The sequence below is a fragment of the Zeaxanthinibacter enoshimensis genome (assembly GCF_004362865.1).
Classification (GTDB): Bacteria; Bacteroidota; Bacteroidia; order Flavobacteriales; family Flavobacteriaceae; genus Zeaxanthinibacter; species Zeaxanthinibacter enoshimensis.
In genome coordinates this window covers 334362-358394 of sequence record NZ_SNYI01000003.1, presented here as the reverse complement: position 1 = coordinate 358394, position 24033 = coordinate 334362, and the positions used below count along the sequence as shown (strand labels likewise).

Sequence of the window (24033 nt, the reverse complement as noted above, 5' to 3'; positions counted from 1 at the left end):
GATGATGAGAAAATTACTATCACTTCTTTTTACCATTGCTTTCCTGGCAACGTCAGCACAACAACAACATCCTTTCCAGGAGGAAGTCAATACGATAATAAAGCGATATGATACTATCTGGACCCCCCGGGACTCGACCATAGTTTTCACGGGCAGTTCCAGTATCCGCATGTGGCAAGGTTTACAGGATTTATTCCCCCGGTACCAGGTGATCAACTCCGGCTTTGGGGGTTCAATGACAGCCGACTTACGTCATTTTTCTGAAGATCTTATTTTCAGGTATGATCCTGACAAAGTGATCATTTACGAGGGAGACAACGATCTTAATGACAACCTGAGACCTGCTGATATCCGGAGGCAGATGAAGCAACTTGTTCACGAGATCAAGATCAGGCAGGAAGGAGTGCAGATACTACTGATCGCAGCGAAACCCAGCCCCTCCCGCTGGCACCTGAAGGGGCGATTTAAACGGTTGAACAGGAAATTAAAAAGACTTTGCCAGGGCGATGAACAATTAACATTTGTCAATATCTGGGATCCTATGATCCGGGAAGACCGGCAAGTGCGCACCGATATCTTTCTCGAAGATGGTCTGCATATGACCGAGGAAGGCTATCGTATTTGGCACCATGTCCTTAAAAATCATATAAATTAATTAAACCAATATTACCAGAAATGAAGCATCTCATCCTTCACCGAACTCTCCTCCTATTATTAGGGGTTACCATTCACCTCTCCTGTAATCAAAAGGAAGAGAAAGGAATAACATATCCGCCCACTGACCTGGAACAGGCAGCACTGATCCCGAAACCCGTCCACGTTGAAGCTACCGGGGACGCCTTTGGCCTTGACAAGAACACCAAACTGTTTATCGACACAGACCCTGTTGAGTTCAGGGAAGTCGGTCGTTTCCTTTCCGAAAAGATTGCAGCGGTTACCTCCCTGGAATTGCCATTAAAACCGACGGAACCCCTGATCTCCGAGCGGGGTATATTTATTATGAAATCGGAAGATACGCTTTATGACAACCCGGAAGCCTATAAGCTGAAGATCAGCCGGGATTCTATCCTGCTGGAAGCACATACACCGGAAGGCGCATTCAGGGGAGTTCAGACCATAAGACAGCTCATCCCGAATTTCGCCAATGATACCCTGGCCGAACACCCCATCTGGCCAATTCCGACTGGCGTTATCAAAGACAAACCATCCCTGGCCTACAGGGGAGCTATGCTGGATGTAGCCCGACACTTCTTTAGTGTTGATGAGGTTAAAAAGTACATTGACGCCCTGGCCTATTATAAGTATAACATTTTCCACATCCATCTTACGGACGACCAGGGATGGAGAATTGAAATTAAATCCTGGCCGAAACTTACAGAGGTAGGCGGGCAAACTGAGGTTGGCGGTGAAGCCGGTGGATTTTATACCCAGGAAGAGTATGTGGACCTGGTAAATTACGCGGCCAAACACTATATCACCGTAGTGCCGGAAATAGATATGCCGGGACATACGAATGCTGCTTCTGTAGCCTACCCCGAGCTCAATGGCAATGGAAAAAAACCAGAGTTATATGAAGGAACCAAGGTAGGTTTCAGTACCTGGGACACCCGCAAGGAAAAAGTTTATGAATTTATCGACGAGGTGATAGGGGAACTGGTCACCATGACGCCCGGGCCGTATATACATATCGGGGGCGATGAAAGTCATGCCACCAAGAAGAACGACTACGTTTATTTTATAGAGAAAGTAGAAAAGATCGTTGAAAAACATGGGAAGACCATGATCGGATGGGATGAAATTGCCACAGCCAACGTAAGCAAGAACAGCATTGCCCAATTCTGGGCAAGTGAAGAAAATGCCGCCGAAGCGGTTAAAAAAGGATTAAAGGTGATCATGTCTCCCGCCAAGAAGGCTTACCTGGATATGCAGTACGATCCTTCCTCCAAACACGGACTTCACTGGGCTGCCTATATCCCGGTAGACAGTGCCTATACCTGGAGCCCGGTCACCTACTCTTCAAAAATTCCCAGGGAACATATCCTTGGAATCGAAGCTCCACTCTGGTCGGAGACCATCAGCAACAGTGAAGAATTGGAATACCTGGCATTTCCCAGGGCCATCGGTTATGCGGAATTGGGATGGACCCCGGATGAGAAGCGCGACTGGGAAGATTACAGCAAACGTCTTGCCCGTCAATTACCTTATTTACAGCGAATGAATATTGCATACTACCCATCTTCCAGGGTCGATTGGGAACTGGGAGAACTTGAGTTAACCCCAAAATCGGAGGAAGATGAATAGCAGAGTAAGGATCTTAGCCGTATGCCTTGTCTTTTTTGGCATCGCATTACAGGCACAGCAATCGAAAGATACGATCCCTGAGGCGGAGGTCGCTACGACCATTCAGCAGGTGAACGTGGGTGGCAATACGATCTACCTCACCGCAAAAGCAGGTACTTTTAAGGTGAGGGATGAAAATAACAAACCCATCGCTCTGATGGGCTTCACCTATTACGCTAGGGATACCAGGCGGGGAGTCGCTACCAGGAGGAGACCTGTGGTTTTTGCCTTTAACGGGGGCCCGGGATCTTCATCTTTCTGGTTACATATGGGGGTGCTGGGGCCAAAACGTATTGTCGTGGAAGACCCGGTACCGACACCGGCTGCTCCCTACCGGATTGTCAATAACAACCACTCTATCCTTGACGTCGCAGACCTCGTAATGATAGACCCGGTAGGCACAGGATTAAGTATCCCGGTAGGCGAAGCAAAATTCGAAGATTTCTGGGGAGTAGATCAGGATATCCGGAGCCTTTCGTTGTTCATCACCCAGTTCCTTATTGAATATGACAGGATGAACAGCCCTAAATACCTGTTGGGAGAGAGCTATGGAACTTTCAGGAACGCCGGTCTTATGAATAAGCTCCTGGAGCAGGGAATTGCAATGAATGGTGTGATCATGGTCTCCGCAGTATTTGACCTTAGAACATTACTTTTCCCCCCTGGGGATGATCTGCCATATATTGTACACTTCCCGACCTATGCTGCAACAGCATGGTATCACGACAAGATCCCGGACAAATCAGAAGACGTTTATACTTTTCTCGATGAGATAAGGAATTTTACAGAACAGGAATATACTACGGCGCTCTTTAAAGGTGATCAGATCGATCCCCAGGCGAAGGAAGCCATTGCCGGGAAACTCGGTCAGTATACAGGGACCAGCAAGGACTTCTGGTTAAAAGCCGACCTGCGGGTGTCTGCCAGCGAATTCTTTGCGGAATTACTACGGGAAGAAGGAGAATTAGTTGGGAGGCTCGATTCCCGTTTCGTTGGCATCAACCAGGACCTGCTGTCCCAGGACGGGGATTACGATCCGCAAAGCCTGGCAATATCTCCGGCTTATATCGCCGGTTTCCTCGATTATTTTTACGGTGACCTCAAGGTAGACAAAGGACTGACCTATTCGATCACCGCCGGGAGAAGGAAAGGGTTTAAATGGGATTGGAAACACGAAGGGAATTCGCGCTGGGGAACTCAGGCCGCCATCAATACGGGGATCGACATGGCACAGGCGCTTTCAAGGGATCCGAATATGAAAGTATTAGTGCTTAATGGTATTTACGATCTTGCCACGGTATTCTTCGGGGTAGAGCACAGCATCAATCACCTGGGGCTCAAGGAGGAGATTAAGAATAATATCGAGATGAAGTACTACGAGGCGGGACATATGATGTATACCCACCAACCTTCCCTCGAAAAATTTAAGGAAGATGTAGCCGAATTCATTAAAAGGACTTCCCGTTGAAAAAGCCCATAAAAAAAGCCTTCAAAATGAAGGCTTTTTCTTTTATTCTTTTTCTTCCGATGTTTTTTCTTCTTCGGGCTCACTAAAATCCGTGATCCCATTATCGTGGAGCAGGTTGTACCATTGAACCACCTTCTTGATATCACTGGCATATACCCTGTCCTCATCGTAATTGGGCAGTACCTCAAAGAAGTATTCTTCCAGTTTTATCTTATCGTCCTTATGCTTCACACTGGTTTTTCCGCCGTTCTCCTTTTCCTTGATCTTCTGGAACACAGCCCTTAACGGCAGTTCTTCTTCCAGGGTATAGATCGCGATCTCGGAGAGGACGCTGACATTATTAGTCATTCCTACTGTGATCTTTTTACCATCCTGCAGGGATTCTGCGACAAAACCGGTCCTGGTCTGGGTCAGCAGCTTATACAATCCGGGACGTCCACCAATAGATAATATCTTTTCTAAACTCATAGGCTTTTTTGAAATAGGGGGCAAAGATTAAAATTTTGTATGGATTAATGAATTCGTTAACGTGCTTTTTTCAACTCCGGAAAACGCATACGGTAATCGACATTTACCTTCCCTTTGGAAATGTTGCTGAGCTTTCCTTTAAGCAGGCGTTTTTTAAGCGATGACAATTTATCGGTAAAGAGAATTCCCTCGATGTGATCGTATTCATGCTGGATCACCCTTGCCAGCAACCCGTCATAGGTTTCCTCGTATTGTTTAAAGTTCTCATCCATATAGCGGATGGTTATCTTCTCGTTGCGTTGAACATCTTCCCTCACTTCGGGTATACTCAGGCAGCCTTCGTTAAAAGCCCATGGATCACCATTTTCTTCGAGGATCTCGGCATTGATGAATACCTGCTTAAAATCTTCCAGTTGCTTTCTTTCCGCTTCCGGCAAATCTTCGTCTTCGGCGAAAGGAGATGCATCAACCAGGAACAAACGTATGGGTAAGCCGATCTGAGGAGCTGCCAGCCCTACCCCGTTAGCGTGGTACATAGTCTCCCACATATTTTCTATAAGCTCGTTCAGCTTAGGGTAATCCTGGTCTATTTCCTCCCCTACCTTCCTGAGTACTGGATCTCCGTACGCGATAATCGGTAAAATCATTCTAATAATATTTTAAATCATCAATGCCCTCCGGCTCCGGAGGATTGTATTATAACAAAACTAAGCGGGAAAGAACCCTACCTACTGACGTTCCATATAGGCCTGGAGAATGATCGTTGCACTGATCTCATCCAGTAACTCTTTTTTCCTCCGGTGCTTTTTCTTTGCACCACTGGCTATCATGGATTGCGCCGCCATTTTAGAGGTGAACCGTTCATCCTGCCGGTCTACCGGGATTCCCGGTAATTCTGACTGTAATTTCTCAAGGAACGGTTGTATCAGTGCTTCTGATTCCGAAGGCGTATTGTCCATCTGCCGTGGTTCCCCTACGACGATCTGGCTTACATATTCCTGCTGTACGTATTGCTTCAGAAAAGTCAGCAGCTCCTTAGTCGGAACTGTCGTCAAACCCGAAGCGATCAATTGCATTTCATCGGTGACCGCGATTCCGGTTCTAACCTTTCCAAAGTCTATTGCGAGGATCCTTCCCATATTTTTGGCAAAAATAGCGGTTTAATTGTTATAGCTGTAAAATTAGCCTACTTATTAGGGTTGCAGCACCTATATTTGCAGAAATTTTAACAGGTATGCAGGATCTACAGCAACGCATTGAGAAGGCATGGGAAGACCGTGATCTTTTAAAACAACAGGAAACCCAGGACAGTATACGCGAGGTTATCCGGCTCATTGATGAAGGAACCCTGAGATGTGCTGCCCCCACCGACTCGGGATGGCAGATCAATGAATGGGTTAAAAAAGCTGTAGTGCTGTATTTCCCTATCCAGAAAATGCAAACCCTGGAAGCTGGAATCTTTGAATACCACGATAAGATCCCGCTGAAGAAAGGATATGAAGCTAAAGGCATCCGTGTAGTCCCTAATGCAGTCGCAAGACACGGAGCATATATAGCACCGGGTACCATCCTGATGCCCAGTTACGTGAATATCGGGGCCTATGTAGACACCGGTACCATGGTGGATACCTGGGCGACAGTGGGAAGTTGCGCCCAAATAGGGAAGAATGTTCACCTCAGTGGTGGCGTAGGTATCGGCGGGGTCCTGGAACCCCTGCAGGCATCACCCGTTATCATAGAAGATAATGCGTTTATCGGCAGCCGCTGTATAGTTGTAGAAGGTGTCCGGGTGGAAACCGAAGCTGTATTAGGAGCAAACGTGGTCCTAACTGGCTCTACCAAGATCATCGATGTCACCGGCAAGGAAGCCAGGGAATACAAAGGAATTGTCCCGGCCCGTTCTGTTGTCATCCCCGGCAGCTATACCAAGGAATTTCCAGCCGGTAATTTCCAGGTTCCCTGTGCCCTGATCATTGGGCAACGGAAGGAAAGCACCAATAAAAAAACATCGCTGAACGATGCCCTCAGGGAGTACAATGTAGCGGTGTAAAGAGCCAACTTTTTTAAACATAAAATACTATTTTCTCTTTTAATTAGTTATAGTTTTGTAGGTCTTTAAGAAGAGACTACCTACTTATGCCAGTTTTATGAGTAAGACTAAAGAGAAAATATCGGCCCTCATCATTACCTATAACGAGATGGGGTACATACAGAAATGCATTGATTCCGTGAGCTTTGCGGATGAGATCATCGTGGTGGACTCGTTCAGCACAGACGGTACTTATGAGTACCTCAGCGCTCATCCCAAGGTGAAGGTGATACAACACCCATTTACCAATTTCACACTCCAGAAATCTTACACCCTTAAACAGGCCTCCCATGACTGGGTACTGTTCGTTGACGCCGATGAAGTAGTTTCTGATGCACTCAAAGATGAGATCCTCGCCACTATCAATAACAATACTGATTGTGTCGCCTACTGGTTTTACAGGAAATTCATGTTCCAGAATGAGCCCCTGAACTTCAGTGGTTGGCAGACGGATAAGAATTACCGCCTATTCCGTAAGAGTAAAGTGAGCTTCTCTGATAAGAAAATTGTACACGAGACCCTGAATGTCAATGGCAAGTCGGGTATCCTGAAAGAAAAGCTGACCCACTACTGTTATAAGAATTACGAAGACTACAAGGCTAAGATGCTCTCTTACGGCAGGTTGAAAGCTAAGGAAGATTTTTACCGGGAAAGCCCGTACAATGTATTGTACATGATCTTTAAACCCGCCTGGAAGTTCTTTAACCATTACATCCTGCGCCTGGGTATCCTGGATGAAAAAAAAGGGCTAACGATCTGTTACCTGAATGCCCTCGGAGACCTTGAGCGCTACCGGGAACTAAAGAAATTGGAGAAAAAGAACGAGCTTACCTATTATTTGGTGATGCCGTAGTGCGTCCATACCCGTTTTTCCTTTTTGGTCTTTTTACGGATAGACATATTCTTTTCTATTGATTCCTGGGTCTTGTACCCTCGTTTATGATCCAGGTGTACGCATACTGCACTATACCTCAGCTGCTTGGACTTTATACCGAAATTAAAAAGTCTTTCTCCCAGCTCCCTGTCCTGACCCCCGTACTGCATTCGTTCGTCAAAACCATTCACATTCATTATATCTTTCTTCCATCCGGAGGCATTATGCCCGTTCCAACTGGCATTGGTTGGCGTTATGGTATTCAATATCTTGGAGAGGATACCCCTGGAAGAAAGCTTGTTATTCTTAAAAGTCTTGGGGATGCCTTTTTCTTTTAACCAGGGTAAAGAGAAACATCGCTGCTGTTCTATGTCCTCCCGGGTGATCAGCTTGGAGATATTCATCGGCAACATATAATACCCGCCCGAAATAAAATACCCCTCTTCTTTGTTGATATAGTGTACCTCGACAAAATCCTCCCGCGGGATACAATCGCCATCGGTCATGATGATGTAATCCGTATTACAGGCCACTACAGCTTTGTTAAGGATTCGCGATTTCTGAAAACCCTCATCTTCCTGCCATACGTGGATAATGGGGTAAAATACCTCTTCCCTCATCTTCTCGATGAGTTCCCTGGTCTTTGGCCCCGAACCATCATCGGCAATGATCACCTCGAAATTCCGGAAGGTCTGGCAATTAAACCCCCAGAGCACTTTCTCCAGCCATTCTTCTGCATTGTAGGTACTTACGATCACCGAGATGTTTAATCCCTCCATGTTAAAGTGGTTATTTCCTGCCAAAAATATGAAAGTCTTATTGTTTATCTTTGCATCCGCTTTGTTTTTAAAACAATACATGCTTAAAAAACTCTTTTACGGCCTTCTCAAGAAACTAAAGTTCCTCCCCCAGCATCTTTACGTAAGGATCTATTATGAATATTACACAGGGAAGAAACTTAACCTGGAGGATCCCAAGGAATTCAACGAAAAGGTACAATGGCTGAAAGTGCATTACCGGCCAAAGATTCTCAACAAACTGGTCAATAAATACGAGGTCAGGGAATACGTCCGTGAGAAAATTGGTCCTGAATACCTCAATAACCTGCTGGCCGTATACAGGAATGCTTCCGCAGTAGACCTCGATACCCTTCCCGACCGTTTTGTTTTAAAAGCTGCACATGGTTATGGCTTTAATCTCATCGTACCTCAAAAATCAAAACTGAATTCCGGCAAAGCCCGTTACTTGTTCCATAAGTGGTTTTTGAGAAATCAATATTACCGGGGTGGATTGGAATGGGCATACAAGGATAGTACTCCCTACATCGTTGCCGAGGAATTCCTGGAAGAACCGGGTAAGAATGTATTGAATGATTACAAGATCTATTGTTTTGGCGGGAAAGCGAAATTTGTACAGGTAGACCGTGACCGGGGAGGAGATCATCACAAATATTTCTTTGATCGTCAGTGGTGCCTGATGCCCTTTTCAAAAGGCGTGGGCAAAGTATCTAAGGAAGCTATCGCTCCCCCGGAGAACTGGGAAAAGATGTTTGAGCTGGCTGAAAAGCTGGCCGACAAATTCCCGTTTGTGAGGGTCGATTTTTACAACCTTTCCGGCCGCATAATTTTTGGCGAAATGACTTTTTATCCAGGGGATGGACGCCAGGAATTTTACCCGGATATCTACAACAGGATCATAGGTGATTACCTGGAACTGCCGGATTTGGGTGATCGTGAATACATTAAGCAATATGGATAAGAAACCAACGACAGATCTCTCCAAAGAGATCAGTGAATGTGTAAAAGTCCTGCAGGAAGGAGGACTGATTCTCTACCCTACAGATACCGTTTGGGGAATTGGATGCGACGCTACGAACGAAGCCGCAGTGGCAAAAGTTTACGAATTGAAGAGACGGCCGGACTCGAAGGCACTCATCTGCCTGGTAGCAAATGACTTTATGCTGGAAAAACATGTGGAAGAAGTCCCGGACCTGGCCTACGATCTCATGGACATGTCTACCAAACCCACCACTATTATTTATGACCGTCCTAAGGGTCTTGCAAAAAACCTTGTTGCAGAAGACAATACTTTGGCGATCCGGGTGGCTAGCGATGATTTTTGTCGTAAGCTGATTGGCAAGTTCGGTAAACCAATTGTTTCTACCTCGGCCAATATTAGCGGGGAACCTACCCCAAAATCATTTTCTGAAATCAGCAGCGATATTTTAAAAGGAGTGGACTATGCCGTAAATTTGCAACGTCAAGTAATTAATAACACTCCTTCAGCGATCATCCGTTTGGCGACAGACGGCACCGTGAAGGTGATCCGTACCTGAACAATGCAGAAGAAATATCCAGAAGCCTTACAAGATCCGATTTTTTCCAACATTTCCTCCGTGGCATCCCGGGAAGGGGTAGCCACCTATGTGATCGGTGGGTTCGTGCGGGACTTCCTGCTGGATCGTGGGAAACCTGTTGATATTGATATAGTGGTGGTAGGCAGCGGGATCGATATCGCTAAAAAGGTTGCAGCCAGTCTTCCTGGCAAACCCGAGGTCAACGTATTCAAGAACTTTGGTACGGCGATGATCAAGCACAAGAACCTTGAACTGGAGTTCGTCGGCGCCAGGAAGGAGAGTTACCACCATGACAGCCGAAAACCTGTGGTTGAGAACGGCACCTTGGAAGATGATCAGAAACGAAGGGATTTTACCATTAATGCGCTGGCCCTTTCATTGAATGAGACGGATTATGGTACTTTACTGGACCCGTTTAACGGGATCTCGGACCTGGACAACAAGATCATACGTACTCCCCTGGAACCCGGGATCACCTATTCCGATGACCCACTCCGGATGATGCGTGCCATTCGTTTTGCCACACAATTGCGGTTCGAGATCCACCGCGAATCCCTGGAAGCCATTTCGGCGCACAAGGAGAGGATCAATATCATCTCCAAAGAAAGGATCGTAGAGGAACTACATAAGATCCTGCTCAGTCCGGAGCCCTCCATAGGATTTTCCCTGCTCCACCAGACCGGCCTGCTCCATATCATTCTTCCCGAGCTTACGGCGCTACAGGGCATAGAAGAAATTGAGGGGCAAAAGCATAAAGATAATTTCTGGCATACCCTCGAAGTTGTGGATAACATTGCCAAAGCCACCGATGATCTCTGGTTGCGCTGGGCAGCTTTACTTCACGATATCGGGAAAGCCCCCACCAAACGATTTGACAAGAAGATCGGCTGGACCTTCCATGCACACGAGTTTGTCGGGGCCAAAATGGTCTATAAACTGTTTAAAAGGATGCGTCTCCCCCTGAACGAAAAGATGAAATTTGTTCAGAAAATGGTACTGATGAGTTCCCGCCCCGTAGTACTATCCCAGGAAAACGTAACCGATTCTGCAATCCGTCGCCTGGTATTTGACGCGGGCGATCATGTTGATGACCTGATGACCTTATGCGAGGCAGATATCACCACCAAGAACCCCAAAAAACAAAAGAGATACAAGAACAATTTTAAGCTGGTCCGCAGGAAAATAGGGGAAGTGGAAGAAAGAGACCATATCCGGAACTTTCAACCTCCCGTCAGCGGGGAAGAGATCATGTCTACCTTTAACCTGAAACCATCAAGAGAGATCGGGGTTATTAAAGAAGCTATCAAGGAAGCAATCCTGGATGGCGAGATTCCCAATGAATACGAAGCCGCCAGGAATTTTATGCTCTCCAAAGGCAGGGCCATGGGGCTCAGCGTTCAGGATGAACAATAATACGATCCCCCGCAGGTCCTCTAAACGAAGCGGGGAATTAGTTTGCTTATGAAAAAGAATTACAGGAAAATTGCGAAGGTCTCCCTTATTCTGGTCTACCTGGTGATTATTGCCGGTGCAGTGGTGAGAATGACAGGTAGCGGGATGGGATGCCCCGACTGGCCAAAATGTTTTGGATATTATATTCCCCCCACTGAGATCACCGACCTGGAATGGCAGCCCGGCCGGGAGTATAAAGAAGGGCAGGTGATCATCCGCGATAAAACATTACAGGTCGCTGCAGGCGACTTTCGTTCCGGGGATACCTACAATCCCGGGCAATGGAATGGATATACGCGTCACGACTATGCTGAGTTCAACGCTTTTCATACCTGGGTGGAGTTCCTTAATCGTCTCATGGGTGCGCTGGCAGGGCTGGCTACCCTGGTCCTGGCTGTAGCTTCAATATCATACTGGAAGCAGGATAAGTTTGTGACCTTAGGCTCCTGGTTCGTAGTACTGGCCATGGGTTTCCAGGCATGGCTGGGAGCAACCGTGGTATACTCGGTGCTGGCCCCGGCCAAGATCACTATCCACATGCTGATGGCCCTGGCCATTGTTGCCATACTGCTCTTGCTCATTTATCGTACCTCCCAAGGGAATAAAGAACATAAGAGAGATACATTATTACGTAATTTACTGATCCTGGGCTTAGGGATGACAGTGGTACAGGTTGTCCTGGGAACCCAGGTACGTCAATTAGTGGATCACAGCATAGATCTTGTCGGCGATGATGCCAAAGATCTCTGGCTGAACGATCCCGGGCTTTCATTTTACATCCATCGTTCGTTCTCCATCCTGGTCGTATTGCTCAATGCCTTTATCGCCTACCGCATATTTAAATTTCGGCTTGGTTACAATAAAATTAAATGGGTCCTGGGACTTATACTGACAGAGATCCTCACCGGTATTGCGATGGTGTACCTGGATTTCCCCTTCGCCTCGCAGCCGCTGCACCTGGTCCTGGCAGCACTCTTATTCGGGCTTCAGTTTTATTTGGTATTGGAGGTAGTATATGCTGGCAGGAACCTTAAAACTTTGTAACTTTGCCCATTCCAAAATCAGGAGCTTATGATCTATAAAATAAGGATAATTCTGGATGCGCCGGAAGACATTTTCAGGGATATTGAAATTGAGTCCGGGGATACCATGGAAGAGTTCCACAACGCTATAACACAGGCCTTCGGTTTCCTTGGAACCGAAATGGCGTCGTTCTATACTTGTGACGAGGAATGGAACCAGGATGAAGAAATTGCCTTATTTGACATGAGCGAGGGCGGCTCTGATGTCCGCCTGATGAATGAGACTACCCTGGATGACGTGATGACCGAGAACAGTCCAAAGCTGATCTATGTGTACGACTTCCTGAGCATGTGGACCTTCTTTGTTGAATTGGCCGACATTGTCGAAAAAGAAGATGGTCGCACTTACCCTAATGTGCTCTTCAGTTTTGGAGAACTGCCCGATTCCCCTCCGGAAAAGAATTTTGAATCAGAATCCGAAGTCGATTTTGATGATTCTTTCGAAGATTACGACGATATGGATTTTGACGAGCAGTGGAATTAATTCCTGCTGCCTTTGGAATCATCCCAGTAACATCAACTTTAACAATATTAGTATAACAACCTACATTTCCTGAAATGATTAACCTGTACCCCTCCCAGATCGAAAGCGTCTCTCTACACCGTGTAGGGAACATCAGCAAAGCCGAAGGATTATTCTTATCTGAAGATCCTTACCAGATGGACGACGAGACCAATGGTCTTTTAAAAGAATATTTCTTTAAACCATTCAGGGATAAAGAGGAGAACTATTACCACTTCTCCCACGAAGCTGACCTGGAATACAACCCTGTATTTATGCAGGCTACGGCCATCTTCGAAAACCCGGCCACTGTACACCAGGGTTCTGTGGAGATCGCAAAGCACCTTTTCCAGCAATCCAATCACCCCCACATTAAAAGCGGTGAAGTATACGTAGCCTACATCTCTGACGTCATGATCGACAACCAGAAAACACAGGCCATCGGGATCTTTAAGAGTGAATTGAAGCACGATTTCCTTCAATTCGAGGAAAAAGCTGCCAACCTGGACCTCAAAGTGTTACAAGGTGTGAACCTGAACAAACTGGATAAGGGATGCCTCATCTTTAATGTCAATAAAGAAGAGGGTTACAAAGTATTATCTGTAGACAGCAACCGTTACGACACGAAGTACTGGCTGGAGAACTTCCTGGGGATAACCGCGCTTGCCGACGAGAACTTCTACACCAAGAACTACCTTAAATTCTGCCAGAACTTCGCCAAGGATGTCGTTCTGCCTGCAGAGGATAAGCAGCAGGAAGTACTCTTTATGAACCGTGCCGTGAACCACTTTGCCAAGAATGATAATTTCGAGGAGACCAACTTCCTGAACGAGGTCATGGAAAATCCTGAACTGATCCCTGAATTCAAGCACTACAAGGTTGAAAAAGGACCAAAATACAGTGTCGAAGATGTTTCCACCTTTGATATAGCCAATAAAGCGGTTTCAGACGCCAGGAAGAAGATGAAGAACGTCATAGAACTGGATACCAACATCCAGATCAGGCTGGACTTCATCAACCCGGAATCCGCCGAGAAATTCGTGGAAAAGGGATGGGACGAGGAAAGGCAGATGTACTATTACCTGGTGTACTTCAACAAAGAACAGAAAAGCTAAACTGCTAAGGAAGTTTTATCCGACGCTCCAGGATCTGTTTCATACTTACATCCTGGTAATTCCGCTTAACAAAATCGAGGGCCAGGTGTAATATCTGGCCCATTGTTTTTGTCCTTTTAAACTTCACATCATGAGTCAGTTCATAGATCTCCCGCCCCAGGCGTTCCACGTTTTCCGGTAGGGAGATATCGTCATTCTTACAGATATTGACCAGTTTTTTAATACGTTTCCCGGAACTGATGATCCGCTTTGCCACGATAGAGCGTTCCTCCACCTTGTACTGATCAACGGAATCGACCAGCAACTTCCTGCGGACCAGCTCGACCATAACATTGTTCTCCTTAAAGAACTGGGGGCGATACACCTTTAGTTTTCCTTCAAAACATTGCTGATCAAAATCGATCGCCCTTATACGGTAGACCACGTGGTCAAAATCGTGCACCGGTACTATCACGTAATTATACGACCGCATATCTCCCAGGAGACGTATCATACAGCGTTCATTGAACTTTACAAATTCTTTTGCCAGCTGGGACTTCTCCGATTCTGAACAGGAGGGCAGAATATCCTTGATAAAGACATCCCCGGGGATCCCCGAGATATGTTCCTCTATCAGGGTATCCTTATAGACCAGGAAATTCAGGTTGTACGGGGAAAGCATATGCTCTAATTCTAACCCGTAGATACGGGAAGCATCGGTCTTTTTTACATAGAAATAGGTGAAGTTGTCGTTGAGGATATTCCGGACTCTGATCCGGAAAGGCTTCGAATTCCCGAACGTACAATAGTCGACCGCATCAATATTCAGGTATTGGAAGATACGGTCACTACCATCGGAATGTAACTGGGAATAAACCTTTTTGAGGCTCAGGTCTATCTCCTGCCTTTCCGAATCGGAATAATACACCCTGACCCAAAGCGTATCCTCCCCATCATTGTCATATACCACCACGGAACCCGCAAAGCGCAGCAGGTCTTCGTAGAAAATGGGAATCTCTATCTTCCGGTTGTAATTGTCGAGATAAGCATCGAGTTTTTCATTAACCGGGTAAGCCGGCTTCTTCTTAGACATCATTCTTTCCTCTGACATACCCTTAAAATCTAAAGCATTTAAGTAAATGTAACAAAATATCGTTTTCTTCGTCTTGTATAACAGATACAATCAAAAAATTCATCTTTGGAAACCATCCTGAGCGTAAACCACCTTACTAAAAAATTCGGATACCTCACGGCTGTGGAGGACCTCTCCTTCGAGATCAATAAGGGAAATGTCTATGGCATTCTTGGACCTAACGGCAGTGGAAAATCAACAACCCTGGGCATAGTCCTGAACGTGGTCAATAAAAGCCAGGGATCTTTTTCCTGGTTTGACGGGAAGCTCTCTACCCACGAAGCCTTGAAAAAGGTTGGAGCTATTATTGAACGCCCGAACTTCTACCCTTATATGACCGCGTTACAGAACCTTCGCCTGGTCTGCAAAATCAAAGAGGTTCCGGAAGATAAGATCCAGGAAAAACTGGAACTCGTCGGCCTCTGGGACCGGAGAAACAGTACTTTTAAAACCTATTCCCTGGGTATGAAACAACGGCTGGCCATAGCCTCGGCACTGCTGAACGACCCGGAGATCCTTATCCTGGATGAACCCACCAACGGCCTGGACCCTCAGGGTATCCACCAGATCAGGGAGATCATCAAAAAAGTAGCTTCCATGGGCACTACCATTTTGTTGGCTTCCCACCTGCTGGACGAAGTTGAAAAAGTATGTACCCATGTAGTAATACTGCGCAAAGGAAAAAAGATATATTCAGGCGAAGTGGACGGGATGCTTACAAGTTTCGGGTATTTTGAACTGAAGAGTAACGAACAGGAGAAATTATTTGCCTTCCTGGAGTCCCATGAAAGTTTTGGAACTATAAAAGAGGACAGAGGACTGCTTACCGTTTACCTGGAAGAGGAAATGGATGCTGCTGAATTGAATACCCTGCTCTATAAACAAGGTATTGTCTTGTCGCATCTTGTAAAAAGAAAGGAAAGCCTTGAAGAACAATTCCTCACCATTACCAAAAACTGACCCCACGGATGAAACGATTATTACAGATAGAGTTCATAAAACTTTGGAACAGCCGATCGAGCCGGATACTGATCCTCGCCTATTTTATACTGCTCACTTCTATAGCCCTGGTAGCAGCCATTAAATTCGATATTGGTCCTATACAGTTCCACCTGGCAGAGCAAGGGATCTTTAATTTCCCCTATATCTGGCATTTCAACAGCTTTATCATTGCATTCTTTAAACTGTTCCTGGCCATAGTGATCGTTTCTATGATGGCCAATGAATACAGCAATAAGACCATAAAGCAGAATCTAATAGACGGACTATCCAAAAAGGAATTCATCCTCTCCAAATTCCTGACCGTACTCACTTTTGCCGTGGTTTCCACCCTTTTCGTGTTCGTAGTTTCTTTGATCCTGGGACTGATCTATTCTGATTACAACGAGCTCCCTATTATATTATCTGACCTGGAATTCCTGCTTGCTTATTTCGTTAAACTGGTAGGTTTCTTCTCTTTCTGCCTGTTCCTGGGCATGCTGGTAAAACGCTCTGCTTTTGCCCTGGGATTCCTGATCCTGTGGCAGGTCTTTGAAATGATCAGCTGGGGCTTCCTGCGCTGGAAATTCTTTGATGAACCTACCACGGAAACCATTATGGGATTCTTTCCCCTGAACGCCATGTTCAACCTTATCGAGGAACCTTTCTCCCGCCTGAACGCGGTACAATCGGTTGCCAAACAAGTGGGTGAAACCCTTGTGCTGGACTACCAGGTAAAAGGGTACGAGATCCTGATCGTCCTGGCCTGGACCTTAATCTTTATTTACGGGTCTTATGCGCTTCTGAAAAAGCGGGATCTGTAAGCACGGTGTACCGGTTAATCCAACACCACGTATTTTACAGCTTTTGGTCGCCGGTGGAAGCCTTTATTCTGGGCTTTTCACTAACTTATCAGGCGCAACATTCCCGTGATGCTAAAAAAATTGCTACCCTATATAGTGCTGTTACTGGGATATGCCGTGATCGGGCAGGAATGCCCTACCCCGGTATTGATCGATCCCCTTGCGGGTGCCACGAACGTACCCGTAAACACAACGATCCGGTGGAACCGGGTAAACGGGGTTCCCGGTTATACCATCTCTATTGGCACAACCCCCTCGGGTACAGAAATCCTTAATAACCAGTCTGTCGGGAGTGCTACCTCCTACACCCCTCCCCTTGGACTTCCGGCAAATACCCAGGTCTATGTTACCATCACGCTGTTTTTCTTTGAAGAAGGCGTAGCCGACATCACATGTGCAAGTGAGACGTTCCGGACGGAGGAAGTTACCAGTCCCCCGCCCTGTACCTTGCTCTCGTTTCCCGAGGATGGAGCCACCGGAGTAAATGTCGGGGTGAACCTGCGTTGGTCCTATTCCCCGACTGCAACAGCATACAGGTTACAACTCGGGACAAGCCCGGGCGCTTCGGATGTTCTTGACGTGGATACCGGGAACACCTTATCTTACAACCCTCCTGCCGACCTCCCGGAAAATACCCTGCTTTTTGCCAGGGTCATCGCCCGTAATGAGAATGGATCTGCCACCGCCTGTACGGAAATTAATTTTACCACCGGCGCTATTGCCCAGTTACCCGGGTGCACTTCCCTGGTTAGCCCGCAGGATGGGGAAACCGGAATATCACTGACCCCCTTCCTGGAATGGCAGGCCGTAGCAGGTGCTGATGGGTACCGGGTTACCATAGGCAACTCCCCGTTCACGGCAGAGATCCTTGATGGAGTAAGATTCTTTACAAATTCCTCGGCGATCATTAACCTGGAGGCAAACCGTACTTTTTTCATTACGATCATCCCTTTTAACGAGGCCGGTGAAGCCATTGGCTGTGAGCAGCAGAGTTTCTCTACCATCCTTGGGTGCGGACCTTATTTAGACCCGGCATCCGGTGAACTTGTGACTCTGAACCCCGTACTAAGCCTTCCGGATACCATCTCCTTCTGTGAAAACGAAGCCCCCTGGGTCCTGGAAGCGCCGGACCAGGCCGATGGTTTTCGCTGGTACCAGGAAGGAAGTGATGGACAGTACCGGGTAATTTCCGATACTCGTGAGGTGACCTTATCAGGAACAGGAATGTACCGCTATGAAGCTTATAACCTCAGTAATGATCCTGTGGAACCGGCATCCTGCCCTTCTTTCAAAGAGTTTGAAGTAGTGTCATCCGAATTACCCACTATCACTAACCTTGACCTGCAGGAGGACGGAGAGAATATCCGGATCCGGATCGAAGTCAGTGGCTCAGGAAACTATGAATATTCGCTTGATTCCCCCGATGGGCCTTTCCAGGACAATCCCTTATTCACAGGGGTTACGCCCGGGTCATATACCGTTTATGTGAGGGACAGGAATGGTTGTGGAATCGTCTCTGCCCGGTTAAACGAACCGGAGTTGTCTGAAGGCTTTCCCAGGTTTTTCAGCCCGAACCAGGATGGGATCAACGATTACTGGCAATTTACTCCCGTTCCAGGGCTGGATGCGGTCCCCTTAGAACGGATCGAGATCTATGACCGCTACGGGAAATATCTCTTCCGGGTGCTGCCCGGTTCTCAGGGCTGGGATGGCAGCTACAACGGCCGGGCGCTACCCGGGGGGACATATTGGTATAAGGCCTTAGATATCGAAAAGAAAATATTTACAGGTTATTTTACCCTCAAGCGATAGTAGTTAAAATCTTCGTAAGGGAGAACAGCCCTAATCTCATGCTTTTGTAATTTTGTTTTATGAAATTCAACGTAGTATCCGATTTTAAACCTACCGGGGATCAGCCAAATGCTATTTCTGAACTTACCTCCGGGATCGAGTCCGGAGAAAAATACCAGACCCTCCTGGGAGTAACAGGATCCGGGAAAACATTCACTGTAGCGAACGTGATACAGGAGGTTCAGCGTCCTACCCTGGTCCTGGCACACAATAAAACCCTGGCAGCCCAGCTATACTCTGAATTCAAGCAGTTCTTCCCCGAGAACGCGGTGGAATATTTTGTCTCATACTACGACTATTACCAGCCGGAAGCCTATATCCCGACCTCAGGGTTATATATTGAAAAAGATCTATCGATCAACGAGGATATCGAAAAACTGAGGCTCAGCGCCACCTCCTCCCTGCTCTCGGGACGCAGGGACGTACTGGTCGTTGCCTCGGTGTCCTGCTTATACGGTATCGGTAACCCTGTTGAATTCCAGAAGAACGTGATCTCCATTAAGCGGGACCAGGTACTGTCCAGGACCAAGTTTATGCACCAGTTGGTTCAGAGCCTTTATTCCAGGACTACAGCCGAATTCAAGAACGGTAATTTCAGGGTTAAGGGAGATGTAGTGGATGTCTTCCCCAGTTACGCCGATCACGCCTTCAGGGTACATTTTTTCGGGGATGAGATCGAAGAGATCGAAGCCTTTGATCCCTTTAATAATACAAAGCTGGATTCGTATATATCCCTTAATATATACCCGGCGAACATGTTCGTCACCTCCCCGGATGTGCTTCATAATGCCATCCACCAGATACAGGACGACCTGGTAGCCCAGGTTAATTATTTCCAGGAGGTAGGAAAACCTATCGAGGCAAAACGCCTGGACGAGCGCACTAACTTTGACCTGGAAATGATACGGGAACTGGGATATTGCTCCGGGATCGAGAACTACTCGCGTTATCTGGATGGCAGGGAGCCTGGAACAAGGCCTTTCTGCCTGCTGGACTATTTCCCGGATGATTACCTGATGGTAGTTGACGAAAGCCATGTGACCATCCCACAAGTCCATGCCATGTACGGGGGAGACCGTTCCCGTAAGGAAAACCTGGTGGAATATGGTTTCAGGCTACCGGCTGCCATGGATAACCGCCCGCTAAAATTTGAGGAGTTCGAGGCCTTGCAGAACCAGGTGATCTACGTGAGTGCAACCCCGGCGGATTACGAGCTGCAAAAAAGCCAGGGTGTCTACGTGGAACAGGTGATACGCCCAACCGGTTTGCTAGATCCGGTGATAGAGGTACGCCCCAGTAAGAACCAGATAGACGACCTGGTAGAAGAGATACAGCAGCGCGTTGATAAAGATGAGCGAACCCTGGTTACCACCCTGACCAAACGGATGGCGGAGGAACTGGCAAAATACCTCACCAGGATCAATGTACGCTGCCGATACATTCACAGCGACGTGGACACCCTGGAACGGGTGGAGATCATGCAGGACCTGAGAAAAGGCATATTCGATGTCCTGATCGGGGTCAACCTGCTGAGGGAAGGACTGGACCTGCCGGAAGTTTCCCTGGTCGCTATCGTTGATGCGGATAAGGAGGGATTCTTACGCAGCAACCGCTCACTTACACAGACCGTAGGTAGGGCCGCCAGGCACCTTAACGGGAAGGCGATCATGTATGCGGACAAGATCACCGATAGTATGCAGAAGACCATCGATGAGACCAATTACCGCAGGGAGAAACAGATGGCATACAACAAGGAGCACAACGTAACCCCCATGGCCCTGAATAAAAGCCTGGATAATGTACTTGCCAAGAACTCGGTTTCTACCTTCCATTTTGAGAAGGAAGAGATGCGTGCGGCTGAACCCGACCTGGATTACCTCACCAAGGAGGAGCGGGAAAAACTGATCCGGAATAAAAGAAAGGCTATGGAAAAAGCGGCTAAGGAACTTGACTTTATGGAAGCTGCCAAGCTCAGGGACGAGATAAAAATGCTGCAGGAACAGGAGTGATATTCCTGCCCGCACCCTGTTTTTAACCGAGATTACACTCGCATTAAATTACTGAATATTAACATTTTACACCCAATAAAAACCGTACATTAGGGCTACCTCCGGAAATTTCCCCCGTGTTACTATCTAAAATCAACACGTTATGAGAAATTTTCTTCAATTATTCACTTTTCTTTTCTGTATCGCGGCCATTGCCCAGCAAGTGGTCACCCCTGCAGTATTGCCCGAGAAAACAGTTTCTGATACCTATCATGGAACAGTGGTCAAAGATCCCTACCGGTATGTTGAGAACCTCGAAGATCCGACGGTGCTCAGCTGGATGAGGGACCACTCTAATTATGCCCGCACCCAATTGGATGCAATTCCGGGAAGAAAGTCCTTACTGGATAAATTTTTTGAATTTGACAGCAGGGTTAGCTCTAATGTATCCACCACCCGTATCACTGAAAATGGTCGTTACTTCTATATCAAATTCCGGCCGGAGGATGATAACGGAAAGCTGTATTACCGTGACCGGTACCAGGGCAAGGAGAAACTCCTGTTCGACCCGGAGACTTACAGGCCGGATGCTGATGTAAATTATGTTATCAATAATATTTTTCCGGACAAAAAAGGAGATAAAGTTGCTGTTTTCGTATCCGCGGATGGTTCTGAAAACTCCGATCTCTTTATATTGAGTAAGGATGGTACTCGTTTTCCTGACCTGATCGACCGTTGCGACTACTGGGGATTTTCCTGGATGCCGGATAATGAATCGTTTACCTATCTCCGGTATAATTCATCGGACCTGAAGGATGTAAACCGTCAGATCAACATGAAAACCTTTCTGCATGTTATGGGTAGTGATGTGGATCAGGACAGAATAGCTCTTTCTGCGGATACCCACCCGGCTATGGAGATCGCACCCAAGGAAATTCCTATTTTCTATTATGATGAGCTTACCAGGAGGTATTTTGCGGCCCCCGTCACGGTAGAGAAAAACTACCGGTTATACATGTCAGAAAATAAAACACCCGGATTACCTGAAAATTGGGTGAAAGTGGTGAAGATGGAAGATGAAGTTGTAAATACCAGGACAGATGGTAAATACTTATATGTAAAAAGCTTTAAAAATGCCCCCAATTATAAAATATCAAGGCTTCCACTGGACAATACCAATAGTCCGGCTGAAACCGTAGTTCCCGAATCAAAGAATGAGGTTATCCGCGATTTTGAGGTGACCAGGGAGGGATTATATTATAGTACTACCGAAAATGGAGTAGAATCTAAGGTGTACTTTATTGCCAACGGTCAAACAAAAGCAAAGAGACTTGAGTTGCCATTTACGGCCGGGAGTATTGATCTGAGTAACGTCAGATCTGACCTGGCAGATATTTGGATGGAAATCACGGGCTGGACATCGCCCAGTAAACGATATCGTTACCTGGCAAATACGAATACCTTTGAATATGAGCCTCTCTCTTCGCAGGCTGAATACCCGGAACTGGATCAGATGGAAATAAAAGAAACCACGATCACCTCCCATGACGGGACCAGGGTTCCGTTATCCATCATCTATAAAAAAGGGTTAAATATGAATGGTAAAAATCCTACCCTATTATACGGATACGGATCGTATGGAGCTACCTTTACCCCTGTTTTCAGCCCCATTTTGCTGAATTTCGTGGTTCACGATGGTGTATTTGCCATTGCCCATGTCCGCGGAGGTGGAGAACTAGGTGACAAATGGCATAAGGCCGGTCAGAAGACGACTAAACCCAATACCTGGAAAGATGCGATTGCGGCAGCTGAGTACCTGATCGCGGAAAAGTACAGCAGTAAAGAAACTCTGGGAATCTGGGGTGGTAGTGCCGGGGGTATCCTGGTCGGTCGGGCGATGACAGAAAGACCGGATTTATTCAGTTTTGCAATTCCCGAAGTGGGTGCTATGAATACTGTCCGGATGGAAGCATCTCCGAATGGCCCTGTGAACGCCCCGGAATTTGGCACTGTTGAGGATCCGGATGAATTCAGAGCCCTGTTAGAAATGGATTCTTATCATCATTTAAAGGATGGTGTTTCCTATCCTGCGACCCTGGTGACCGCCGGATTTAATGATCCACGGGTGATCGCGTGGGAACCCGCCAAGTTTGCAGCCCGGTTACAAAAAGTACAAGCTGGAAATAACCCTGTTCTTTTTTATACAGATTTTGAAGCCGGTCATGGAATAGGAGATAGCAAGAGTAAGGTGTTTAATTCATTTGCAGACACCTTTGCTTTTGCCTTATGGCAAGGTAAACATCCGGATTTCCAACCTTCTAAAAAAGTAAAAATGAGATAAAAGAAAAGCGCCCTTTTTACGGGGCGCTCTTCCTAACTAACCAACTAAACAAACCAACCATTATGGAAGCCCGTTAGGAGGACTCCATAAAATCTTTCATCTTATTTACCGATCTGGATCAGGCGCTTTGGTTTTGGAAGTGCCTCTTCCTTTTTTGGTAAAGTGAATTTCAGGATACCATCCTGGTAATCCGCATTGATCTTATCTTCATCCACAGTCTCGGGAAGTGTGAAGGCACGTCTGAAAGAGCGGTATGAAAACTCCCTGCGTGTATAGTTGTCCTCCTTGGTTTCTTCCTCGTTCTTTGTTTCCATGGAGATAGTCAATACGTTGTTATCTACCTCGATGTTAAAATCTTCTTTTTTCTGTCCCGGGATAGCAAGTTCCAGTTCAAAATCCTTTTCGTTCTCCTTGATATTAACAGCAGGAAAACTGTTGTTTACGGTGTCCATGCCCCCAAACCAATCTGGTTTGAACATCTCATTCATCAGAGATGGAAATAAAAGGCTGTTTCTTTGCATTAAACTCATGATATTATTTTTTTTTGATCGTTGCACTTATTTTTTGTTCTCGCCCTATGTAAGGCAAAGGGTGTACCAACAGCAAAAAGGCGACGTTATGTCACCTAAAACCTGAAATCAACCGACATTTTGTCGGGTTTAAACGTAAAAATTAATTGAAATGGGCCTTGAATATGGAAATCAGCACATCCGGGGGTACGATCTTGTCCGGGTACTCGTGCATTACCTGCAGCACCTGGTCTATGGCCGAAGGCGGTAATCCCATACCGAGGCCGATATTGCGCAGCCTGTAGATCTCTGTGGCATGCTGCTCCTGGTCCACATTCATAAGTAATAATAAACGATGGAACTGCAGGATACGTTCTTCATGAGATTTAAGGGTGAGCGATGGTCCCTGTTCCCTGAACAAGGAGTCAAAGGTCTCCCGGTCTATTCCCAGCTGGTTACTCACTCCGAGAAGAAAATTATACTCGGCAACCCTGATCACATCATCTGCTTTGGCAAAGGCGATCATTTCAGTAATTATCCCTAATTTTTCTTGGTAGGTGCTCATGGGTGTAGGTTTATGGAATCCGGGAATATGTTATAATAACTGAAAATCAGCGGTTTTCGTATATAAAGCGCCCTATTTCTC

At 46.6% G+C, this 24033-nt stretch carries 23 protein-coding genes; 16 read left to right on the top strand and 7 right to left on the bottom strand.

Annotated features, from left to right (window positions below; all coding sequences use genetic code 11):
- The first annotated feature begins 1 nt into the window (after nucleotide 1).
- From CLV82_RS13280 to CLV82_RS13270, 3 genes are read left to right on the top strand one after another with little or no spacing between them, the layout of a single operon-like run.
- A complete protein-coding gene (locus tag CLV82_RS13280; RefSeq protein WP_133644835.1) occupies nucleotides 2–655 on the top strand; it encodes a GDSL-type esterase/lipase family protein in 654 nt (217 codons plus the stop codon).
- A gap of 20 nt (nucleotides 656–675) precedes the next feature.
- A complete protein-coding gene (locus tag CLV82_RS13275; protein WP_133644834.1) occupies nucleotides 676–2301 on the top strand; it encodes a beta-N-acetylhexosaminidase in 1626 nt (541 codons plus the stop codon).
- Nucleotides 2294–3808: a S10 family peptidase gene (locus CLV82_RS13270; RefSeq protein ID WP_133644833.1), complete on the top strand. Its 1515-nt coding sequence runs from the start codon at nucleotides 2294–2296 to the stop codon at nucleotides 3806–3808. The genes CLV82_RS13275 and CLV82_RS13270 overlap by 8 nt, the downstream gene beginning before the upstream one ends.
- Before the next feature lie 42 nt (nucleotides 3809–3850).
- Here CLV82_RS13270 and CLV82_RS13265 read toward each other — a convergent pair whose 3' ends face one another.
- From CLV82_RS13265 to ruvX, 3 genes are all read right to left on the bottom strand, one after another.
- Complete coding sequence (locus CLV82_RS13265) at nucleotides 3851–4276, bottom strand: DUF5606 family protein (protein ID WP_133644832.1); 426 nt, start codon at nucleotides 4274–4276, stop codon at nucleotides 3851–3853.
- Between the two features lie 56 nt (nucleotides 4277–4332).
- The gene (gene def, locus CLV82_RS13260; protein WP_133644831.1) at nucleotides 4333–4923 is read right to left on the bottom strand and encodes a peptide deformylase; all 591 of its coding nucleotides are present in this window, start codon (nucleotides 4921–4923) and stop codon (nucleotides 4333–4335) included.
- 81 nt (nucleotides 4924–5004) lie between these two features.
- Nucleotides 5005–5415: a Holliday junction resolvase RuvX gene (gene ruvX, locus CLV82_RS13255; protein WP_133644830.1), complete on the bottom strand. Its 411-nt coding sequence runs from the start codon at nucleotides 5413–5415 to the stop codon at nucleotides 5005–5007.
- A 95-nt stretch (nucleotides 5416–5510) separates the two neighbouring features.
- Here ruvX and CLV82_RS13250 point away from each other — a divergent pair, with 95 nt between their 5' ends.
- Complete coding sequence (locus tag CLV82_RS13250; RefSeq protein ID WP_133644829.1) at nucleotides 5511–6326, top strand: 2,3,4,5-tetrahydropyridine-2,6-dicarboxylate N-succinyltransferase; 816 nt, start codon at nucleotides 5511–5513, stop codon at nucleotides 6324–6326.
- Nucleotides 6327–6423: 97 nt separating this feature from the next.
- Nucleotides 6424–7218, top strand: coding sequence for a glycosyltransferase family 2 protein (locus CLV82_RS13245; protein WP_133644828.1), 795 nt, complete (start codon nucleotides 6424–6426; stop codon nucleotides 7216–7218).
- On the opposite strand, the gene CLV82_RS13240 is transcribed toward CLV82_RS13245, so the two are convergent.
- Nucleotides 7200–8018, bottom strand: a complete 819-nt coding sequence (locus CLV82_RS13240) for a glycosyltransferase family 2 protein (RefSeq protein ID WP_133644827.1) — start codon at nucleotides 8016–8018, stop codon at nucleotides 7200–7202. The genes CLV82_RS13245 and CLV82_RS13240 overlap by 19 nt on opposite strands.
- A gap of 79 nt (nucleotides 8019–8097) precedes the next feature.
- Between CLV82_RS13240 and CLV82_RS13235 the strand changes: the two genes are divergently transcribed.
- From CLV82_RS13235 to CLV82_RS13210, 6 genes are all read left to right on the top strand, one after another.
- Nucleotides 8098–8997, top strand: coding sequence for an ATP-grasp fold amidoligase family protein (locus CLV82_RS13235; RefSeq protein ID WP_133644826.1), 900 nt, complete (start codon nucleotides 8098–8100; stop codon nucleotides 8995–8997).
- Nucleotides 8990–9574: an L-threonylcarbamoyladenylate synthase gene (locus CLV82_RS13230; protein WP_133644825.1), complete on the top strand. Its 585-nt coding sequence runs from the start codon at nucleotides 8990–8992 to the stop codon at nucleotides 9572–9574. Before CLV82_RS13235 ends, CLV82_RS13230 begins: the two co-directional genes overlap by 8 nt.
- 3 nt (nucleotides 9575–9577) lie before the next feature.
- Complete coding sequence (locus tag CLV82_RS13225) at nucleotides 9578–11008, top strand: CCA tRNA nucleotidyltransferase (RefSeq protein WP_133644824.1); 1431 nt, start codon at nucleotides 9578–9580, stop codon at nucleotides 11006–11008.
- A 48-nt stretch (nucleotides 11009–11056) separates the two neighbouring features.
- Nucleotides 11057–12091, top strand: a complete 1035-nt coding sequence (locus CLV82_RS13220; protein ID WP_133644823.1) for a COX15/CtaA family protein — start codon at nucleotides 11057–11059, stop codon at nucleotides 12089–12091.
- 27 nt (nucleotides 12092–12118) lie between these two features.
- The gene (locus CLV82_RS13215) at nucleotides 12119–12613 is read left to right on the top strand and encodes an IS1096 element passenger TnpR family protein (RefSeq protein WP_133644822.1); all 495 of its coding nucleotides are present in this window, start codon (nucleotides 12119–12121) and stop codon (nucleotides 12611–12613) included.
- 74 nt (nucleotides 12614–12687) lie between these two features.
- Nucleotides 12688–13746 carry a nucleoid-associated protein gene (locus CLV82_RS13210; protein ID WP_133644821.1) on the top strand — a complete coding sequence of 353 codons (1059 nt, stop codon included), beginning with the start codon at nucleotides 12688–12690 and terminating at the stop codon, nucleotides 13744–13746.
- A gap of 4 nt (nucleotides 13747–13750) precedes the next feature.
- Here the strand turns inward: CLV82_RS13210 and CLV82_RS13205 are convergent, their stop codons facing one another.
- Entirely contained in the window at nucleotides 13751–14836 is a 1086-nt protein-coding gene (locus tag CLV82_RS13205) for a hypothetical protein (protein ID WP_133644820.1), read from the bottom strand.
- 87 nt (nucleotides 14837–14923) lie between these two features.
- On the opposite strand from CLV82_RS13205, the gene CLV82_RS13200 reads away from it, so the two are divergent.
- The 5 genes from CLV82_RS13200 to CLV82_RS13180 all read left to right on the top strand — a co-directional run bounded on the left by CLV82_RS13200 (nucleotide 14924) and on the right by CLV82_RS13180 (nucleotide 22878).
- Nucleotides 14924–15817, top strand: coding sequence for an ABC transporter ATP-binding protein (locus CLV82_RS13200; protein ID WP_133644819.1), 894 nt, complete (start codon nucleotides 14924–14926; stop codon nucleotides 15815–15817).
- A gap of 8 nt (nucleotides 15818–15825) precedes the next feature.
- Nucleotides 15826–16659 (top strand): ABC transporter permease, encoded by an 834-nt coding sequence (locus CLV82_RS13195; RefSeq protein WP_133644818.1) that lies wholly within the window; start codon nucleotides 15826–15828, stop codon nucleotides 16657–16659.
- A gap of 108 nt (nucleotides 16660–16767) precedes the next feature.
- Entirely contained in the window at nucleotides 16768–18510 is a 1743-nt protein-coding gene (locus tag CLV82_RS13190) for a T9SS type B sorting domain-containing protein (RefSeq protein WP_133644817.1), read from the top strand.
- 59 nt (nucleotides 18511–18569) lie between these two features.
- Nucleotides 18570–20558, top strand: a complete 1989-nt coding sequence (gene uvrB / locus CLV82_RS13185; RefSeq protein ID WP_133644816.1) for an excinuclease ABC subunit UvrB — start codon at nucleotides 18570–18572, stop codon at nucleotides 20556–20558.
- A gap of 142 nt (nucleotides 20559–20700) precedes the next feature.
- Nucleotides 20701–22878: a prolyl oligopeptidase family serine peptidase gene (locus CLV82_RS13180; protein WP_133644815.1), complete on the top strand. Its 2178-nt coding sequence runs from the start codon at nucleotides 20701–20703 to the stop codon at nucleotides 22876–22878.
- Between the two features lie 101 nt (nucleotides 22879–22979).
- Here the strand turns inward: CLV82_RS13180 and CLV82_RS13175 are convergent, their stop codons facing one another.
- Both CLV82_RS13175 and CLV82_RS13170 read right to left on the bottom strand, forming a co-directional pair.
- Nucleotides 22980–23408, bottom strand: a complete 429-nt coding sequence (locus CLV82_RS13175) for an Hsp20/alpha crystallin family protein (protein ID WP_133644814.1) — start codon at nucleotides 23406–23408, stop codon at nucleotides 22980–22982.
- 142 nt (nucleotides 23409–23550) lie between these two features.
- Entirely contained in the window at nucleotides 23551–23952 is a 402-nt protein-coding gene (locus CLV82_RS13170) for a TerB family tellurite resistance protein (protein WP_133644813.1), read from the bottom strand.
- Nucleotides 23953–24033: the final 81 nt, after the last annotated feature.

Excerpts from the sequence above, each read along its gene's own strand:
- CLV82_RS13240 (WP_133644827.1), bottom strand. The coding sequence starts at position 8,018 with ATGGAGGGATTAAACATCTCGGTGATCGTAAGTACCTACAATGCAGAA.
- CLV82_RS13275 (WP_133644834.1), top strand. The coding sequence starts at position 676 with ATGAAGCATCTCATCCTTCACCGAACTCTCCTCCTATTATTAGGGGTT.
- ruvX (WP_133644830.1), bottom strand. The coding sequence starts at position 5,415 with ATGGGAAGGATCCTCGCAATAGACTTTGGAAAGGTTAGAACCGGAATC.
- CLV82_RS13225 (WP_133644824.1), top strand. The coding sequence starts at position 9,578 with ATGCAGAAGAAATATCCAGAAGCCTTACAAGATCCGATTTTTTCCAAC.
- CLV82_RS13250 (WP_133644829.1), top strand. The coding sequence starts at position 5,511 with ATGCAGGATCTACAGCAACGCATTGAGAAGGCATGGGAAGACCGTGAT.
- CLV82_RS13205 (WP_133644820.1), bottom strand. The coding sequence starts at position 14,836 with ATGTCAGAGGAAAGAATGATGTCTAAGAAGAAGCCGGCTTACCCGGTT.
- CLV82_RS13190 (WP_133644817.1), top strand. The coding sequence starts at position 16,768 with ATGCTAAAAAAATTGCTACCCTATATAGTGCTGTTACTGGGATATGCC.
- CLV82_RS13245 (WP_133644828.1), top strand. The coding sequence starts at position 6,424 with ATGAGTAAGACTAAAGAGAAAATATCGGCCCTCATCATTACCTATAAC.
- CLV82_RS13235 (WP_133644826.1), top strand. The coding sequence starts at position 8,098 with ATGCTTAAAAAACTCTTTTACGGCCTTCTCAAGAAACTAAAGTTCCTC.
- CLV82_RS13215 (WP_133644822.1), top strand. The coding sequence starts at position 12,119 with ATGATCTATAAAATAAGGATAATTCTGGATGCGCCGGAAGACATTTTC.
- uvrB (WP_133644816.1), top strand. The coding sequence starts at position 18,570 with ATGAAATTCAACGTAGTATCCGATTTTAAACCTACCGGGGATCAGCCA.
- def (WP_133644831.1), bottom strand. The coding sequence starts at position 4,923 with ATGATTTTACCGATTATCGCGTACGGAGATCCAGTACTCAGGAAGGTA.
- CLV82_RS13175 (WP_133644814.1), bottom strand. The coding sequence starts at position 23,408 with ATGAGTTTAATGCAAAGAAACAGCCTTTTATTTCCATCTCTGATGAAT.
- CLV82_RS13170 (WP_133644813.1), bottom strand. The coding sequence starts at position 23,952 with ATGAGCACCTACCAAGAAAAATTAGGGATAATTACTGAAATGATCGCC.
- CLV82_RS13265 (WP_133644832.1), bottom strand. The coding sequence starts at position 4,276 with ATGAGTTTAGAAAAGATATTATCTATTGGTGGACGTCCCGGATTGTAT.
- CLV82_RS13220 (WP_133644823.1), top strand. The coding sequence starts at position 11,057 with ATGAAAAAGAATTACAGGAAAATTGCGAAGGTCTCCCTTATTCTGGTC.
- CLV82_RS13280 (WP_133644835.1), top strand. The coding sequence starts at position 2 with ATGATGAGAAAATTACTATCACTTCTTTTTACCATTGCTTTCCTGGCA.
- CLV82_RS13270 (WP_133644833.1), top strand. The coding sequence starts at position 2,294 with ATGAATAGCAGAGTAAGGATCTTAGCCGTATGCCTTGTCTTTTTTGGC.
- CLV82_RS13230 (WP_133644825.1), top strand. The coding sequence starts at position 8,990 with ATGGATAAGAAACCAACGACAGATCTCTCCAAAGAGATCAGTGAATGT.
- CLV82_RS13195 (WP_133644818.1), top strand. The coding sequence starts at position 15,826 with ATGAAACGATTATTACAGATAGAGTTCATAAAACTTTGGAACAGCCGA.
- CLV82_RS13210 (WP_133644821.1), top strand. The coding sequence starts at position 12,688 with ATGATTAACCTGTACCCCTCCCAGATCGAAAGCGTCTCTCTACACCGT.
- CLV82_RS13180 (WP_133644815.1), top strand. The coding sequence starts at position 20,701 with ATGAGAAATTTTCTTCAATTATTCACTTTTCTTTTCTGTATCGCGGCC.